The organism is Nocardioides bigeumensis, assembly GCF_039531755.1.
In the GTDB taxonomy this organism is placed as follows: domain Bacteria; phylum Actinomycetota; class Actinomycetes; order Propionibacteriales; family Nocardioidaceae; genus Nocardioides; species Nocardioides bigeumensis.
This window is the reverse complement of sequence record NZ_BAAAQQ010000013.1, coordinates 440,808-455,442: the sequence shown is the minus strand read 5'-3', so window position 1 is coordinate 455,442 and position 14,635 is coordinate 440,808. Positions and strand designations below refer to the sequence as shown.

Sequence of the window (14,635 nt, the reverse complement as noted above, 5' to 3'; positions counted from 1 at the left end):
TGGCAGAGTCGGAGCGTGACTCCTCGGGACTGGGTGGCCGATCCGGCCGACGTGCTGCTGGCTGACGGCACCATCGCGGTGCTGCGCACGATCAGACCCGAAGATCGGCAGGGCGTGCTCGACCTCCACGAGCAGGTCTCCGAGGACACCTTGCGGCTGCGCTTCTTCAGCGCCAACCGTGAGGCGGGACGCACCTACGTCGCCCACCTCTTCGATCCCGACAACACCACGTCCGCAGCGCTCGTCGCTGTGTCACGGGGGCGCATCCTCGCGCTCGCCACGGCGGAGGAGATCGACGAGGAGACGGCCGAGGTCGCTTTCCTGGTGTCCGACCAGGACCGCGGCCGAGGGCTGGGCAGCCTGCTGCTCGAGCACCTCGCCGCGCTCGGCCGGCGCCACGGCGTACGCCGCTTCGAGGCAGACGTGCTCGAGGAGAACTACGGCATGCTGCGGGTCTTCCGCCGGGCCGGGTTCGCCGGGACCAGGCGCACCGAGGAGGGCGAGGTCGCCTTCGTGCTGCGCACCGACGCCAGCCAGGAGGCCGTCGACGCCGCGGATCGCCGCCAGTGGCGGGCCGAGGCGTTGTCGCTGCGGCCGTTGCTCTACCCGCGCAGCGTCGCGGTGGTCGGCGTACGACGCGCCGCCGGCGGCTACGGCCACGGCCTGCTCGACGCGATCCGGTCGTCCCCCTACGACGGTCCCCTGCACGTGGTCCACCCCGAGGCAGTGACGATCGACGGGCTGGCGGCGGTGCCGAGCCTGGCCGCGATCGGAGAGCCGGTCGACCTCGTGGTCATCTCGGTCCCGGGCGAGGAGGTGGCGGCAGTGCTTCGCGCCGCGGGGGAGGCTGGGGCGGGGTCTGTGTGCGTGGTGTCCTCGGGGTTCGCGGGGCGCACGGCGGGCGCAGAGGAGCTCGTCGCCACCGCGCGGTCGCACAGCCTGCGCATCGTCGGCCCGAACTCCCAGGGGCTCCTCCTCAACGATCCAGGTCTGCACCTGAACGCGACGCTGCTCCACGAGGTACCGGAGCCAGGTGGGCTCGGGCTGGTGTCGCAGTCCGGTGGTATGGGCTTCGCGTTGCTCGACATGGCCCGAGACGTCGGCCTCGGCGTGCATGCCTTCGTCTCCTTGGGCGACAAGGTCGACGTGTCCAGCAACGACGTGCTCGGCGCCTGGATGGACGACGACCGGGTCACGGCCGCGATGCTCTACCTCGAGTCGTTCGGCAACGCGCTGAAGTTCGCGCGCACCGCCCGCCGGTTCGCCGAGCGCAAGCCGCTGCTGGCCTTGGTCGGGGGCCGTTCGCGGGAGCGCCTCGAGCGCGGACACAGCGGTGTCAGCGGGCCGGGCGTCGGAGTGGACGCGTTGTTGACCCAGGCCGGCGTCGTCGCCTGCCCGAGCGGGATGACGCTCTGCGAGACCGCGCTGTTGCTCACCGAGCAGCCGCTTCCGGCCGGCCTGCGCATCGGCATCGTGAGCAACACCGGTGGTCTCGGCAACGTCGCCCTCGACCTGGTGGACGGCCAGGGTCTCGACGTCGTCGCCTTCTCCGCGGAGCTGCAGGCCGCGATCCCGGAGGCCGTCGACGGGCGCAACCCCGTCGACCTCGGCGCGGACGTGAGCCCCGAGAGGCTCGAGGAGTGCGTCGCGACGATGCTGGCGTCAGACGAGCTCGACGTGGTGCTCGCCCTGCTGGTCTCGACCAGGCTCACCGACCGCGTCGAGCTCTTCGCCGCGCTGGGCCGCGCCCGGACGACCCGTCCCGACAAGCCGGTGGTGCTCGTCGCGGCCGGTGCCCTGGCGGACGTGGCCAGGGGGATCCCAGGCGTGACGGTCTACAACACGATCGTCGGCGCGGCCGCGTCGCTCGGCCGGGCAGCAAGGTACGCCGAGTGGCGACGGGTCGCCGACGACCGGCCCGTCGTCGAGCTCGGGACCCGCGGGGAGCACGCCCGCGGGTGGGCCGACACCCGGCTCGCGAGCCGTGCCGGCGAGCCCGAGTGGCTGCCGGCGGACGCGATGACCGAGCTGCTGGCGCCGTACGGCATCTCGCTGGCCGGCACGGTCTGCCCGATGGAGCACGCGCCGCGGGTCGCCGCGGAGGTGGGCTTTCCCGTGGTGGTGAAGGTCGCCGAGACGACCGAGCTGCACAAGGCCGACCGGGGGTTGGTCCGCGTCGACCTGCGCCGGCCGGAGGAGGTCGAGGAGGCCGTGGATCAGCTGCGCGGCGCGTTCGGTGGCGACGCCGACGTGCTCGTGCAGCCGCTGCTGATGGGTCACCGCGTGGGCGTGGGGATCGTGCCCGACCCGAGCCTCGGACCTCTGGTCCGCGTCGCCGCAGGCGAGGGCACCACGCTGGGCACGTGGGACGACGAGGTGCTGCTCCTGCCGCCCGTGGCGCCGGCCGACGCTGCCCGGGCTGTCCGCGCGCTCAGGCTGTGGCCCGCTCTCGTCGGCAGCCGCGGCTCCTGGGCCGTCGACACCGAGCCGCTCGAGGCGCTGGTCGTCTCGGTCGGGCAGCTCGCGCTCGACGTACCCCACCTCGACGACCTCGTCGTCGACCCCGTCTTCCTCGACGCCGAGGGCGTGCACTTCGTCGACATCAAGGCCCACCTGTCGCCGCCGCCGGCCCTCGACGCCGGCATCCCTCGCCGCCTCGCGTCTCAGCGGCGGACGAGTGCCAAGGACTGACGGGCGATCTCCCACTCCTCGTTGGTGGGGACGACGAGGACGGGTACGCCGGCACCGTCGGGCGAGACGATCGTGGGCTCGCGCAGTGGCTGCTCGTTGCGGGCGGGGTCGAGGGCGATGCCCAGGCCCTCGAGACCCGACAGCGCCGCCGAGCGGAGCTCGGGATTGTGCTGGCCGACGCCGCCGGTGAAGACGATCGCGTGCACCTCGCCGAGCACGGCGTAGTAGGCGCCGACGTACTTGCGGATCCGGTAGGCGTAGACCTCGAAGGCCAGCGCCGCCGCCTCGTCGCCCGCCGAGCGACGCGACATCACCTCGCGGAAGTCGTTGTGGCCGGCGAGCCCCTTCAGCCCCGACGCCTTGTTGAGCGCGCTGTCGACGTCGGCGATCGACCAGCCGAGCGAGCGGTGCAGGTGAGCGTGCAGAGCAGGGTCGACGTCGCCGGAGCGGGTACCCATCACCAGACCCTCGAGCGGGGTCAGGCCCATGGACGTGTCGACCGAGCGGCCGTCGCGGACGGCGGTCGCAGAGGCACCGTTGCCGAGGTGGAGCACGATCGAGCTGGTCCGGTCGGGGTCGCGGCCCAGCAGCATGGCGGCCGCGCGCGACACGAACGCGTGCGAAGTCCCGTGGAAGCCGTAGCGGCGGATGCGGTGCTCCTCGCGCCACTCGAGCGGCACGGCATAGGTGTACGCCGCCGGCGGCATCGTCTGGTGGAAGGCGGTGTCGAACACGGCGACATGGGGGACATCGGGAAACAGGCGAAGGCCGACTCGAAGCCCTTCGAGGTTGGCGGGGTTGTGCAGCGGGGCGAGCGGCACCAGGTCCTCGACGGCATCGAGCACCGCGTCGTCGACCAACGCCGGCGCGGAGAAGAGCGGGCCGCCGTGGACGACGCGATGGCCGACGGCGGCCAGGTCGGCGGGGGAGAGTGCGGGACCGTGATCGTCGAAGGCGTCCAGCGCCGCCGCCAGCGCGTCCTCGTGCGTGGCGAAGGCGCGCTCGTCGACGTGCTCGGTCCCGTCGACCACATGGGTCAGGGAGCCGCTCTCCTCGCCGATCCGCTCGACCGTGCCGTGAGCGGCGGCCGCGCCGGAGTCGCCGTCGACGAGGCTGTACTTCAGCGACGACGAGCCCGCGTTGACGACGAGGACGAGCGAGCCGGTCACGCGCTGCCCTGTTGCTGGGCCTGGATCGCGGTGATCGCCACCGTGTTGACGATGTCGCGCACGGTGGCCCCGCGGGACAGGTCGTTCACCGGCTTGCGAAGCCCCTGCAGGATCGGCCCGACGGCGAGGGCTCCGGCCGATCGCTGCACGGCCTTGTAGGTGTTGTTGCCGGTGTTCAGGTCGGGGAAGACGAACACCGTGGCGCGGCCCGCCACTACGGAGTCCGGCAGCTTGGTGCGGGCGACGGCCGCGTCGATCGCCGCGTCGTACTGGATCGGTCCTTCGACGAGCAGCTGCGGTGCGCGCTCCTTGACGAGGGCGGTGGCCTCGATCACCTTCTGCACGTCGCTGCCGGAGCCGGAGGAGCCCGTGGAGTACGACAGCATCGCGACCCGGGGCTCCACGCCGAAGGCAGCAGCGGTGTGGGCCGAGGCGATCGCGATGTCGGCGAGCTGGGGGGCGGTCGGGTCGGGGTTCACCGCGCAGTCGCCGTAGACCAGCACCTGGTTGCGCAGGCACATGAAGAACACCGACGACACCACCGAGACGTCGGGGCGGGTGCGGATCAGCTCGAGTGCCGGCCGGATGGTGTGGGCGGTCGTGTGGACCGCGCCCGAGACCATGCCGTCGGCCAGGCCGAGCTCGACCATCAGGGTGCCGAAGTAGGACACGTCGACGACGATGTCGCGCGCTGCGTCGACGTCGATCCCCTTGTGGGCACGGCGTTCCGCGTAGACCTGGGCGAACCGCTCGTGCAGCTCCTCGTCGCGGGTGCTGAGCAGTCGGGCGCTGGAGACGTCGACGCCGAGCGTCGCCGCGCGGGCCTGGATCACCTGCGGGTCGCCGAGCAGGGTCAGGTCGACGACGTTGCGGCGCAGCAACGTGTCGGCGGCCCGGAGGATGCGCTCCTCCTCGCCCTCGGGCAGCACGATGTGCCGCCGGTCGGCGACGGCCGCGTCGATGAGCTGGTGCTCGAACATCAACGGCGTCACCGCATGGGTCTTGGCGACCTCGAGCCGATCAAGCAGGGCATCCGAGTCGACGTGCTCGGTGAAGAGCGCCAGCGCTGTGGCGATCTTGCGCGGTGAGTCCTTGTCGAGACGACCGCGCCGGTTGGTCAGTGCGGTCGACGTCGCGTGCGTGTCGAGGTCGGTGCTGATGATCGGCAGGGTGACCGCGAGACCGGCCAGCAGCGACTGGATCTGGGGCGGCAACGGGAGACCGCCGCTGAGCACGATGCCCGAGACCTGCGGAAAGCTGGTGGAGACGTGCGCGGTCAGCACACCCAGCACGATCTCGGGTCGGTCGCCCGGCGTCACCACGAGCGCGCCCTCGAAGAGGTGGTCGAGCACGTGCGGCAGGGTCATCGCGGCAACGACGAGGCCGGGGACCTCTCGGGCCAGGAGCGCCTCGTCGCCGCTCGTGAGTGTCCCGCCGCACGCCGCCATCAGGGCGCCGACCGACGGAGCGTTGAGCATCGGCTGCTCCGGGATGGCGTACGCCGGCGTCCCGGCCCGCGACAGTGCCTCCGCGCAGAGGGCCGGAGCGTCGGTCACCCGGTTGGCAATGACCGCGAAGAGGCTGCCGTGGTGCGCCGCGAGCTCGGCCGCGGCGAGGTCGGCGGCGGTGCGCAGCTGGTCGGGGGAGCGGTGGTTGCCGTTGAGCACCAGCAGGACCGGCGAGCCGAGGTTGGCAGCCACCCGGGCGTTGAAGGCGAACTCCGCCGGTGCTCCGACGTCGGTGTAGTCGCTGCCCACCACCACGACCGCGTCGCACTGCTCGGCCACCTGGTGGTAGCGGTCGACGATCCGGTCCATCGCCGCATCCGGGTCGGCATGCAGCTCGTCGTACGTCACGCCCGTGCAGTCGTCGTAGGTCAGCTGCACGGCCTCGTGGGAGACGAGCAGGTCGAGGACGTAGTCGCGGTCGATGCCCCCGCTCGATGTGCTGTCGGTGCGCACCACCGGCCTGAAGACCGCCACCCGCTCCACCCGGCGCGACAAGGCGTCGAGCAGCCCGAGGGCCACCGCTGACTTGCCGGTGAACCCCTCCACGGTCGCGACGTAGACGCTGCGACCCGAGACTCGAGGCATGTGTCGACACTAGCGACGCGGAGTGGGCACCGTCTCCAGTCGTCTCACCGGGTCTCGACGCGCCCTTGCGCGGCTCAGATCCAGCGCTCGAACCACATCCGGTCGAGCCACTCGGAGTACGTGATCAGCGTGTCGGTCCAGATGGGCCAGAACCACGCGAAGGTCAGCAGCGCCAGCACGACGTAGGAGCCCGCGACGATCACGCCGACGGTACGCCGCGGCGACGGGACGGTGTCGCGGCCGAGGATCTGTCCGAGCGCCACCGTGAGGGCGAGCACCAGGAACGGCAGCGCCGCGACGGCGTAGAAGATGAAGATCGGCCGGTCGTCGTACATCAGCCAGGGCAGCCAGGTGGAGGCCACTCCCGTGATGGCCACCCCGTAGCGCCAGTCGCGCGCGCCGACCCACATCAGCAACCCCCACAGCAGCGCGAGGCAGCCGGCCCACCAGATCACCGGGTTGCCGAGCAGGAGCACCTGTCGCATGCACTTGGAGTCGGCTGGCGCCGCACACCCCTGGGTGCCGACCGCGATGTCGTTCTGGGCGTCGACCCCGACCGGTCGGTTGAGCAGCAGCCACCCCGACGGCTTGCTGGCGTATACGTGCGAGGAGTCGTTGAGGAAGTGGGTGTGGAAGACGTACACGTCCTGGTGGTAGTGCCAGAGCGAGCGCAAAGACTGCACGACCTCGGCCGGACCGCTCGCATCGGGTTCTGACGCCGTCGGCCACGGCTTGCCGCCCTCGAACTGCGTGTACTGCGTGTCGGAGCGGAACTCCTCGTACTGGTCGGCGTGCACCAGCCAGCCCGTCCACGTCGCGACGTAGACGACGAGCCCGACGCCGACGAGGTGGAAGAACGCGGGTACGCCGTCGGTGAGCGCCGCCCGCGGGATCGCCCACTGCACCCCGAACGACCGGCGTGCTCCTGCGCTCCAGAACCACACGAGCAGCCCGAACGCCGCCAGCGGGTACAACGCCGTCCACTTGGTGCCGACGGCGAGCCCGAAGCAGATGCCGCTGACGAGCAGCCACGGCCGGAAGAGCAAGCCACGCACCGGTCCCCACGGCTGCGTGGTGAGCGCGCGGCCGCTGGCGTCGACCTCGACGCGCTCGGCCAGCCGGCGGCGCAACCAGTCGCGGTCCGCGACCAGGCAGTGCACCGCGCAGAGCAGCCAGAAGGCCAGGAAGATGTCGAGCAGCGCCAGCCGCGACAGCACCAGCTGGAGACCGTCGAGGCTGAGCAGGAGGCCGCCGACGCAGCCGAGCAGGGTCGAGCCGGTGACGCGGCGTACGAACCGGCACATCACGAGGATCATCAGCGCGCCGATCACGGCCGAGGCGACGCGCCAACCGAACGGGTCGAGCCCGAACGCCTTCTCCCCGAGCGCGATCATCCACTTGCCCGCCTCGGGGTGGACGATGATCGAGGGCGTCTCCTTCCAGAGGTCGTCGGTCTGGCCGGACAGGATGAGCTTGTCGGCGTCCTCGATGTAGTCGCGGACGTAACCGTTGTTGAGCAGCGACCACGCGTCCTTGGCGTAATAGGTCTCGTCGAAGCTGAAAGCCTTGGGCTCGCCCAGGTGCCACAGCCTGAGGAAGAGCCCGAGCAGCGCCAGCCCGATCGCCGCGCTCCAGGACACGAAGGGGTCCTCGAGGTCGGGGCCGCGCCGGGCCCGCGTGCGTGCGTCGGGTACGGCGTCTCCGGTGCTCGTGCGCGACAGCCCGACCCGTGACCCGATCTCGGGCTTCGTGGTGGTCGACGGCACGACGGGAACTCTACGGTCGCGACCTCGCTGAGGTGGTCTCGGCTTTCCGCTCGCTTCGCTCGCTGCTCGACCACCGGGCGTCCGCGATGATCGACCCATGGCAACCCAAGACGGCACAGCTCAGCGCGGCGTCCTCGTGCTGGCCGGGACGCCCATCGGCCGGGCCGCCGACGCGCCGGCGCGGTTGGCGGAGGAGCTGGCCGCCGCTGACGTGGTCGCCGCCGAGGACACAAGACGGTTGCGCCGGCTGTGCGTCGACCTGTCGATCACCCTGAGCGGTCGGGTCGTCTCCTACTTCGAGGGCAACGAGGCGGCTCGGACCCCCGCGCTCGTCGAGGCGCTGCTCGCCGGCGAGCGCGTCGTGCTGGTGACCGACGCCGGGATGCCGAGCGTCTCCGACCCGGGCTACCGCCTGGTCGCCGCCGCCGTCACGGCCGGGATCCGGGTCACCGCGGTGCCCGGCCCGTCGGCGGTGCTGACGGCGCTGGCGGTGTCCGGCCTGCCCGTGGACAGGTTCGCCTTCGAGGGCTTCCTGCCGCGCAAGGCGGGGGAGCGGGCGCGCAGGCTGACCGGGCTGGCCGAGGACGAGCGGACGCTGGTCTTCTTCGAGGCGCCGCACCGGACCCTGGCAGCGCTGGAGGCGATGGCCGAGGCGTTCGGTGGCGACCGGCTCGCGGCCGTGTGCCGTGAGCTGACCAAGACCCACGAGGAGGTGGCGCGCGGCCCGCTCTCCGAGCTGGTCGCCTGGGCGAAGGAGGGCGTGCGCGGCGAGGTGACGATCGTGGTCGCGGGAGGGCGGCGTACGACGGCGTCGACCGAGCCCGACGACCTGCTCGCCGCCGTTGCCGCGGCCGAGGCGGGCGGGATGTCGCGCAAGGACGCGATCGCCGCCGTCGCCCGCGACGCCGGTCTGCGCAAGCGCGACGTGTACGACCTGGTGCATCGGGCCTCGTGACGGTCGCTGCGCGACCTCCTCGCCCACCGGTGGGAGACTCGCGCACGTGGACGGACCGACACGGAAGCGCGCGCCCACCGAGGAGAAGTCGGGGGCCAGGCGCGACCAGGAGCGGCCGCCGCTGCCCGAGGCGCTGCCGCATCGGGTGGTCGACACCCACTGCCACCTCGACATCGCCGACGGCGACTGGCTGGCGACGGAAGCCGCCCTCGCGAACGCCGCGAGCGTCGGCATCACCCGGATCGTGCAGATCGGCTGCGACCTGCCCGGGGCGCGGTGGGCGGTCGACGCCGCGGCGACGTACGACGCCCTGGTGGCGGGCGTCGCGCTGCACCCCAACGAGGCGCCGCGGCAGGCCGACGCCGGCACCCTCGACCAAGCCCTCGACGAGATCGAGGCGCTCGCGCAGGCGCACGACAAGGTGCGCGCGGTCGGGGAGACCGGCCTCGACCACTTCCGCACCGGACCCGAGGGCCGCGAGGCGCAGGAGCACTCGTTCCGTGCGCACATCGCGATGGCCAAACGCCTCGACAAGACCCTCGTCATCCACGACCGCGACGCCCACGACGATGTGCTGCGCGTGCTGGACGACGAGGGAGCCCCACCACGATGGGTGATGCACTGCTTCTCGGGTGACGACCGGTTCGCGCGCGCGTGCCTGGAGCGCGGCGCACACCTGTCGTACGCCGGCACGGTGACCTTCAAGAACGCCGCGCCACTGCGCAACGCGCTCGCCGTCACGCCGCTCGACCGGGTGCTCGTCGAGACCGACGCGCCGTTCCTGACACCGGTGCCCTACCGCGGCCGGCCGAACGCGTCGTACCTCGTCCCGCACACCGTCCGGGCGATGGTCGAGGTGCTCCGCGAGGACCTCGTGAGCCTGTGCGAGGCCCTCGACACGAACGCCGAACGCGCCTTCGGAGGCGCCTGGTAGGCCGGCGGGGTTCGGCTCCGTTTGGTCGTTCGAGTTTGCACTACCGCCCATCACCGTTATCGTCTTGTGACTGTTGGCCGGGATCGGGACGCCATTTCCACCGGCACGCCAATGCCTGCGAGGCCTCTCCCCTGAAGTTCTCGCCTGCGGTGTGCCTCCCGAGGCCCGGGGAGAACAACGTTCGGAGCAGTGTGCATCAACGCATCGAGAGCCTCGTCCGCAGCAAGACGGTGCTCGGCGCCCTCGCAGGTGCCGTGATCCTGTCCGTCGCGGGCAGCACCTACGGCTACGCAGCCCTTTCCTCCACCGTGACCGTGTCGGTCGACGGCGAGGACAAGCAGGTCACGGCGCTCGGCGACACCGTCGGCGACGTCCTCGAGGCCGAGGGCATCGAGGTCGGTGAGCACGACGTCGTCGCGCCCGGCCTCGACGAGACCGTCACCGACGGCTCCGAGATCGCGGTGCAGTACGGCCGCCCGCTCGAGCTCAGCGTCGACGGCGAGACCGAGACCCACTGGGTCACCGCGACGACCGTCGACTCCGCGCTCGACGAGCTCGGCCTCGCCTTCGGCAACGCCGCCCTCTCCGTGAGCCGCGGCTCCGACATCGACCGCGGCGGGCTCGCGCTCGACGTGGTCACTCCCAAGACCGTCCAGATCAAGATCGGTCCCAAGGACATGGCGAAGGCGCGGGTCGCCGCGCTCACCGTCGCCGACGTGCTCGACGAGCTGGGCATCACCGTCGACGACGACGACCAGGTGAAGCCCCGCCTCGGCAGTGCGGTCGCCGACGGCGACAAGGTCGTGGTCACCCGCATCCGCGTGGTCACCCGTTCGGTCGACCGCGAGGTCATCAGGCACTCGACCGTGACCCGCGAGGACTCCTCGGCCTTCGAGGGCGAGGAGACCGTCGTCACCGCCGGCCAGGACGGCCTGCGCCAGGTGACCTACCGGCTGACCTACGAGAACGGCAAGCTCGTCGCCCGCAAGGTCGTGCGCCAGAAGGTGCTGGAGAAGCCGGTCACCGAGGTCGTCGAGGTCGGTACCCAGGAGTCGGGGCCGAACTTCGCCCCTGGCAACACCGTGTGGGACGCGCTCGCGCAGTGCGAGTCGGGCGGCAACTGGGCGATCAACACCGGCAACGGCTACTACGGCGGCCTGCAGTTCTCGCTCGGCACCTGGCGTGCCTACGGCGGCACCGGTCTGCCCAGCCAGGCCAGCCGTGAGACCCAGATCGCCATCGCCACCAAGCTCCGCGACGCCTCCGGCGGGTACGGCGCCTGGCCGGGCTGTGCCGCCAAGCTCGGCCTGCCTCGCTAGCTCTGTCTCGTGACGGTCGCCGCGCGACCTCCTCGACCACCGGTGGCTGGCGCCCGCGCACTAGCCTCGTGCCTGTGAGCACTCCAGCTGGGCCGAGGCTGCTCGGTCCGGCGGAGGTGCGGGCGCTGGCCGCCGAGCTCGACCTGCGACCGACCAAGCAGCGGGGCCAGAACTTCGTCATCGACCCCAACACGGTGCGGCGCATCGTGCGCGAGTCCGGTGTCGGTGCCGACGACGTGGTGGTGGAGGTCGGCCCGGGGCTCGGGTCGCTGACGCTGGCGCTGCTCGAGGTGGTCGAGCGGGTCGTCGCGGTCGAGGTGGACGAGCGTCTGGCGGCGCTGCTGCCGGGCACCGTGGCGGCCTACGCCCCTGACCACGCCCACCGTCTCGGCGTCGTGACGGCCGACGCCCTGCGCGTGACCGCGCTGCCGGGACCACCGCCGACGGCGCTGGTCGCCAACCTGCCCTACAACGTGTCGGTGCCCGTGCTGCTGCACATGCTGGCGCTGCTGCCGTCGCTGGAGCGGGGCCTGGTGATGGTGCAGTCCGAGGTCGCCGACCGGCTCGCGGCGAAGCCCGGCAGCAAGGTCTACGGCGTCCCCTCGGTGAAGGCAGCGTGGTACGCCGACGTGCGACGCGCCGGCGCCATCGGCCGGCACGTCTTCTGGCCGGCCCCCAACGTCGACTCGGGCCTGGTCGCGTGGACGCGGCGCGACCCGCCCGCGACCACGGTCTCGAGGGAGCAGGTGTTCACGGTGATCGACGCGGCGTTCGCGCAGCGCCGCAAGACCCTGCGCGCGACGCTGCGCGGCCTCGCAGGCTCGACCGAGGCCTCGCGCCGGGTGATCGAGTCGGCCGGCGTCGACCCGGAGGCGCGCGGCGAGGTGCTGGGGCTCGACGCGTTCGTGCGCATCGCCGAGCAACTCGCGACACAGCCCGCGGGGCAATACGCGGGGCAACAGGGGGAGGGCTCGTGACTAACGAGATCACCGTGCGCGTGCCGGCCAAGGTCAACCTGTACCTCGGCGTCGGTGCTCCTCGACCCGACGGCTTCCATCCGCTGGACACCGTCTACCAGGCGATCGGGCTCTACGACGACGTGACCGCCGGGCCTGCCGATGACTGGCGGGTCGACGTGCGGACCTCCGACCACGTCGCTGCCGAGGCGCTGCCTCCGGCGGGCGACAACATCGTCGACCGCGCGGCCCGGCTCCTCGCCGCCCACCACGGTGTCGACGTGCGCGGGGAGCTGCGGGTCGACAAGGACATCCCGGTCGCCGCGGGGCTCGCCGGAGGCTCGGCCGACGCAGCCGGCGCGCTGGTCGCGCTCGACCGGCTGTGGCAGCTCGAGACGCCCGACGACGACCTGCTCCGGTTGGCCGGCGAGCTCGGCAGCGACGTTCCGTTCGCGCTGGTCGGCGGATCGGCGCACGGCACCGGTCGCGGCGAGCTGGTGCACCGGGTTCCCGACGAGGGGGGCTGGTGGTGGGTGGTCGTGCCGTTCCGGGAGGGGCTGTCCACGCCCGACGTGTACCGCCGCTTCGACCAGCTGCACCCCGACGCCCCGGTCGTGCCGACCGGTCCGCTCGCCGTGCTCGGTGCGTTGCAGGACGGCGACGTCCGGGCGCTGGCCCGCGCGCTGCACAACGACCTCCAGGCGGCCGCGCTGGACCTGCGTCCGGAGCTCGCCGACGTGATCGCCGCCGGCGAGGAGGCCGGAGGGCTGCGTGGCATGGTGTCCGGCTCCGGGCCGACCGTCGTGCTGCTGTGCGGCTCCGGAGACGAGGCCCGCCAGGTCGCCGGCACCCTCGCGCCGTCGTACGACACCGTCCTCATCGCCCCTGCTCCGGTCGCGGGCGCACACCTCGTGGTGAGGGCCTGATGGTCGGTCCGACGAACCTGGTGAACCTCGAGAAGGTCTCCAAGAGCTATGGCGTCCGGCCGCTGCTGACCGACGTCTCGCTCGGCATCGGGGAGGGCGAGCGCATCGGCATCGTCGGGCGCAACGGCGACGGCAAGACCACGCTGCTCGAGGTCCTCACGGGGGCTCTGGAGCCGGACTCCGGGCGGGTGTCGCAGGGGCGCGGGCTGAGGATGGGCTACCTGCACCAGCAGGACCAGCTCCAGGACTCCCACACCGTGCGCGAGGCCGTGCTCGGCGGACGCGCCGACCACGCCTGGGCGTCGGACCCGCGCACTCGCGAGGTCGTGGAGGAGCTGCTGGCCGGGATCGCCCTCGACCGGGCGGTCCTAGGGCTGTCGGGTGGCGAGCGCCGGCGTTGCTCGCTGGCCGCGCTGCTGCTCGACGACCACGACGTGCTCGTCCTCGACGAGCCGACCAACCACCTCGACGTCGAGGCGGTCGCGTGGCTCGCGGCCCACCTCGCGGAGCGGCCGTCGGCGCTCGTCGTGGTCACGCACGACCGGTGGTTCCTCGACGCGGTCTGCGAGCAGACGTGGGAGGTGCACGACGGCGTCGTCGACGCCTACGAGGGCGGGTACGCCGCGTTCGTGCTGGCCAAGGCGGAGCGGCAGCGGCAGGCGGCGGCCTCGGAGGTGCGCCGCCAGAACCTCGTGCGCAAGGAGCTGGCCTGGCTGCGGCGTGGTGCGCCGGCGCGCACGGCCAAGCCGAAGTTCCGCATCGACGCCGCCACCGCGTTGATCGACGACGTGCCGCCCCCGCGCGACCGGCTCGCCCTCGAGCGCTTCGCGACGCAGCGGCTGGGCAAGGACGTGGTCGACCTGCTCGACGCCGACCTGGTGCGGGGTGACCGCACGCTGCTGTCCCGCGCCACCTGGCGGCTCGGGCCGGGCGATCGCGTCGGTCTCGTCGGCGTCAACGGTGCCGGCAAGAGCTCGGTGCTGTCGCTGCTCGCGGGCGAGCTGGCACCGACCGCGGGCCGCGTGAAGCACGGCCGGACGATCGCGCTCCAGCACCTGACCCAGGAGGTGTCCGCCGGGCCGGAGGGCGTCGCGCTGGATCCCCAGGCGCGGGTGCTCGCCACGGTGGAGTCGGTGCGGCGGGTGACCCGGACGCTCGACGGCGAGGTGTCCGCGACGTCGATGCTCGAGCGCTTCGGGTTCACCGGCGACCGGCTGACCGCGCGGCTGAGTGACCTGTCGGGTGGGGAGCGGCGGCGCTTCCAGCTCCTGATGCTGCTGCTCACGGAGCCCAACGTGCTGCTCCTCGACGAACCCACCAACGACCTCGACATCGAGACGCTGAACGTCGTGGAGGACTTCCTCGACGGCTGGCCCGGGACCCTCGTGGTGGTCTCGCACGACCGCTACTTCCTCGAACGGGTCTGCGACACGACCTGGGCGCTGCTCGGTGACGGCCAGATCTCGCTGCTGCCGCGCGGGGTGGACGAGTACCTCGAACGTCGGGCGGCGCGGCTCGCGGCCGACCGCGCCGCCGCCGAGGCCGGCGTGGCAGCCGTTGCGGCCGGCGCCGCCGGTGCGGGCGGCGCGGACCGGGCGTCGCGGGGGAGCGCCGTCGAGCGCGAGGCGCGCAAGACGCTGGCCCGGCTCGACAAGCAGCTCGCCCGCGTGGGCGAGCGGGAAGCCGAGATCAACGCCGCGATGGCGGCAGCGTCCGACGACTACGTGCGGCTGGCCGAGCTGGCCGCGGACCACGCCGTCGTCGCCGCCGAGCGGGAGGTCCTGGAGACCGAGTGGCTCGAGGCGGCCGAGGTGCTGGAGTAGCCC

General features: G+C 72.4%; 10 protein-coding genes. 7 read left to right on the top strand and 3 right to left on the bottom strand.

The annotated features are described in order from the left end of the window. Nucleotides 1-15 precede the first annotated feature (15 nt). Nucleotides 16-2,691 (top strand): bifunctional acetate--CoA ligase family protein/GNAT family N-acetyltransferase, encoded by a 2,676-nt coding sequence (locus ABD295_RS16395; protein ID WP_344304876.1) that lies wholly within the window; start codon nucleotides 16-18, stop codon nucleotides 2,689-2,691. On the opposite strand, the gene ABD295_RS16390 is transcribed toward ABD295_RS16395, so the two are convergent. From ABD295_RS16390 to ABD295_RS16380, 3 genes are all read right to left on the bottom strand, one after another. Then, nucleotides 2,664-3,860 carry an acetate/propionate family kinase gene (locus tag ABD295_RS16390; protein ID WP_344304874.1) on the bottom strand — a complete coding sequence of 399 codons (1,197 nt, stop codon included), beginning with the start codon at nucleotides 3,858-3,860 and terminating at the stop codon, nucleotides 2,664-2,666. The two genes, ABD295_RS16395 and ABD295_RS16390, sit on opposite strands and share 28 nt — an antisense overlap. After that, nucleotides 3,857-5,953 (bottom strand): phosphate acetyltransferase, encoded by a 2,097-nt coding sequence (pta, locus tag ABD295_RS16385; protein ID WP_344304873.1) that lies wholly within the window; start codon nucleotides 5,951-5,953, stop codon nucleotides 3,857-3,859. Before pta ends, ABD295_RS16390 begins: the two co-directional genes overlap by 4 nt. Before the next feature lie 74 nt (nucleotides 5,954-6,027). After that, nucleotides 6,028-7,719, bottom strand: coding sequence for a dolichyl-phosphate-mannose--protein mannosyltransferase (locus ABD295_RS16380; RefSeq protein WP_344304872.1), 1,692 nt, complete (start codon nucleotides 7,717-7,719; stop codon nucleotides 6,028-6,030). Between the two features lie 97 nt (nucleotides 7,720-7,816). On the opposite strand from ABD295_RS16380, the gene rsmI reads away from it, so the two are divergent. The 6 genes from rsmI (at nucleotide 7,817) to ABD295_RS16350 (ending at nucleotide 14,632) form a co-directional block, all read left to right on the top strand. Then, entirely contained in the window at nucleotides 7,817-8,674 is an 858-nt protein-coding gene (rsmI, locus tag ABD295_RS16375) for a 16S rRNA (cytidine(1402)-2'-O)-methyltransferase (RefSeq protein WP_344304871.1), read from the top strand. 46 nt (nucleotides 8,675-8,720) lie between these two features. Further along, nucleotides 8,721-9,608 carry a TatD family hydrolase gene (locus ABD295_RS16370; RefSeq protein WP_344304870.1) on the top strand — a complete coding sequence of 296 codons (888 nt, stop codon included), beginning with the start codon at nucleotides 8,721-8,723 and terminating at the stop codon, nucleotides 9,606-9,608. Nucleotides 9,609-9,799: 191 nt separating this feature from the next. Then, complete coding sequence (locus tag ABD295_RS16365; protein WP_344304869.1) at nucleotides 9,800-10,927, top strand: resuscitation-promoting factor; 1,128 nt, start codon at nucleotides 9,800-9,802, stop codon at nucleotides 10,925-10,927. 74 nt (nucleotides 10,928-11,001) lie between these two features. After that, nucleotides 11,002-11,904, top strand: a complete 903-nt coding sequence (gene rsmA / locus ABD295_RS16360; protein WP_344304868.1) for a 16S rRNA (adenine(1518)-N(6)/adenine(1519)-N(6))-dimethyltransferase RsmA — start codon at nucleotides 11,002-11,004, stop codon at nucleotides 11,902-11,904. Continuing rightward, the gene (locus ABD295_RS16355; protein ID WP_344304867.1) at nucleotides 11,901-12,809 is read left to right on the top strand and encodes a 4-(cytidine 5'-diphospho)-2-C-methyl-D-erythritol kinase; all 909 of its coding nucleotides are present in this window, start codon (nucleotides 11,901-11,903) and stop codon (nucleotides 12,807-12,809) included. Before rsmA ends, ABD295_RS16355 begins: the two co-directional genes overlap by 4 nt. Beyond that, nucleotides 12,809-14,632 carry an ABC-F family ATP-binding cassette domain-containing protein gene (locus tag ABD295_RS16350; protein ID WP_344304866.1) on the top strand — a complete coding sequence of 608 codons (1,824 nt, stop codon included), beginning with the start codon at nucleotides 12,809-12,811 and terminating at the stop codon, nucleotides 14,630-14,632. Before ABD295_RS16355 ends, ABD295_RS16350 begins: the two co-directional genes overlap by 1 nt. Nucleotides 14,633-14,635 lie beyond the last annotated feature (3 nt).

Coding starts and splice junctions, on each gene's coding strand:
- pta (WP_344304873.1), bottom strand. CDS start 5,953: ATGCCTCGAGTCTCGGGTCGCAGCGTCTACGTCGCGACCGTGGAGGGG.
- rsmI (WP_344304871.1), top strand. CDS start 7,817: ATGGCAACCCAAGACGGCACAGCTCAGCGCGGCGTCCTCGTGCTGGCC.
- ABD295_RS16350 (WP_344304866.1), top strand. CDS start 12,809: ATGGTCGGTCCGACGAACCTGGTGAACCTCGAGAAGGTCTCCAAGAGC.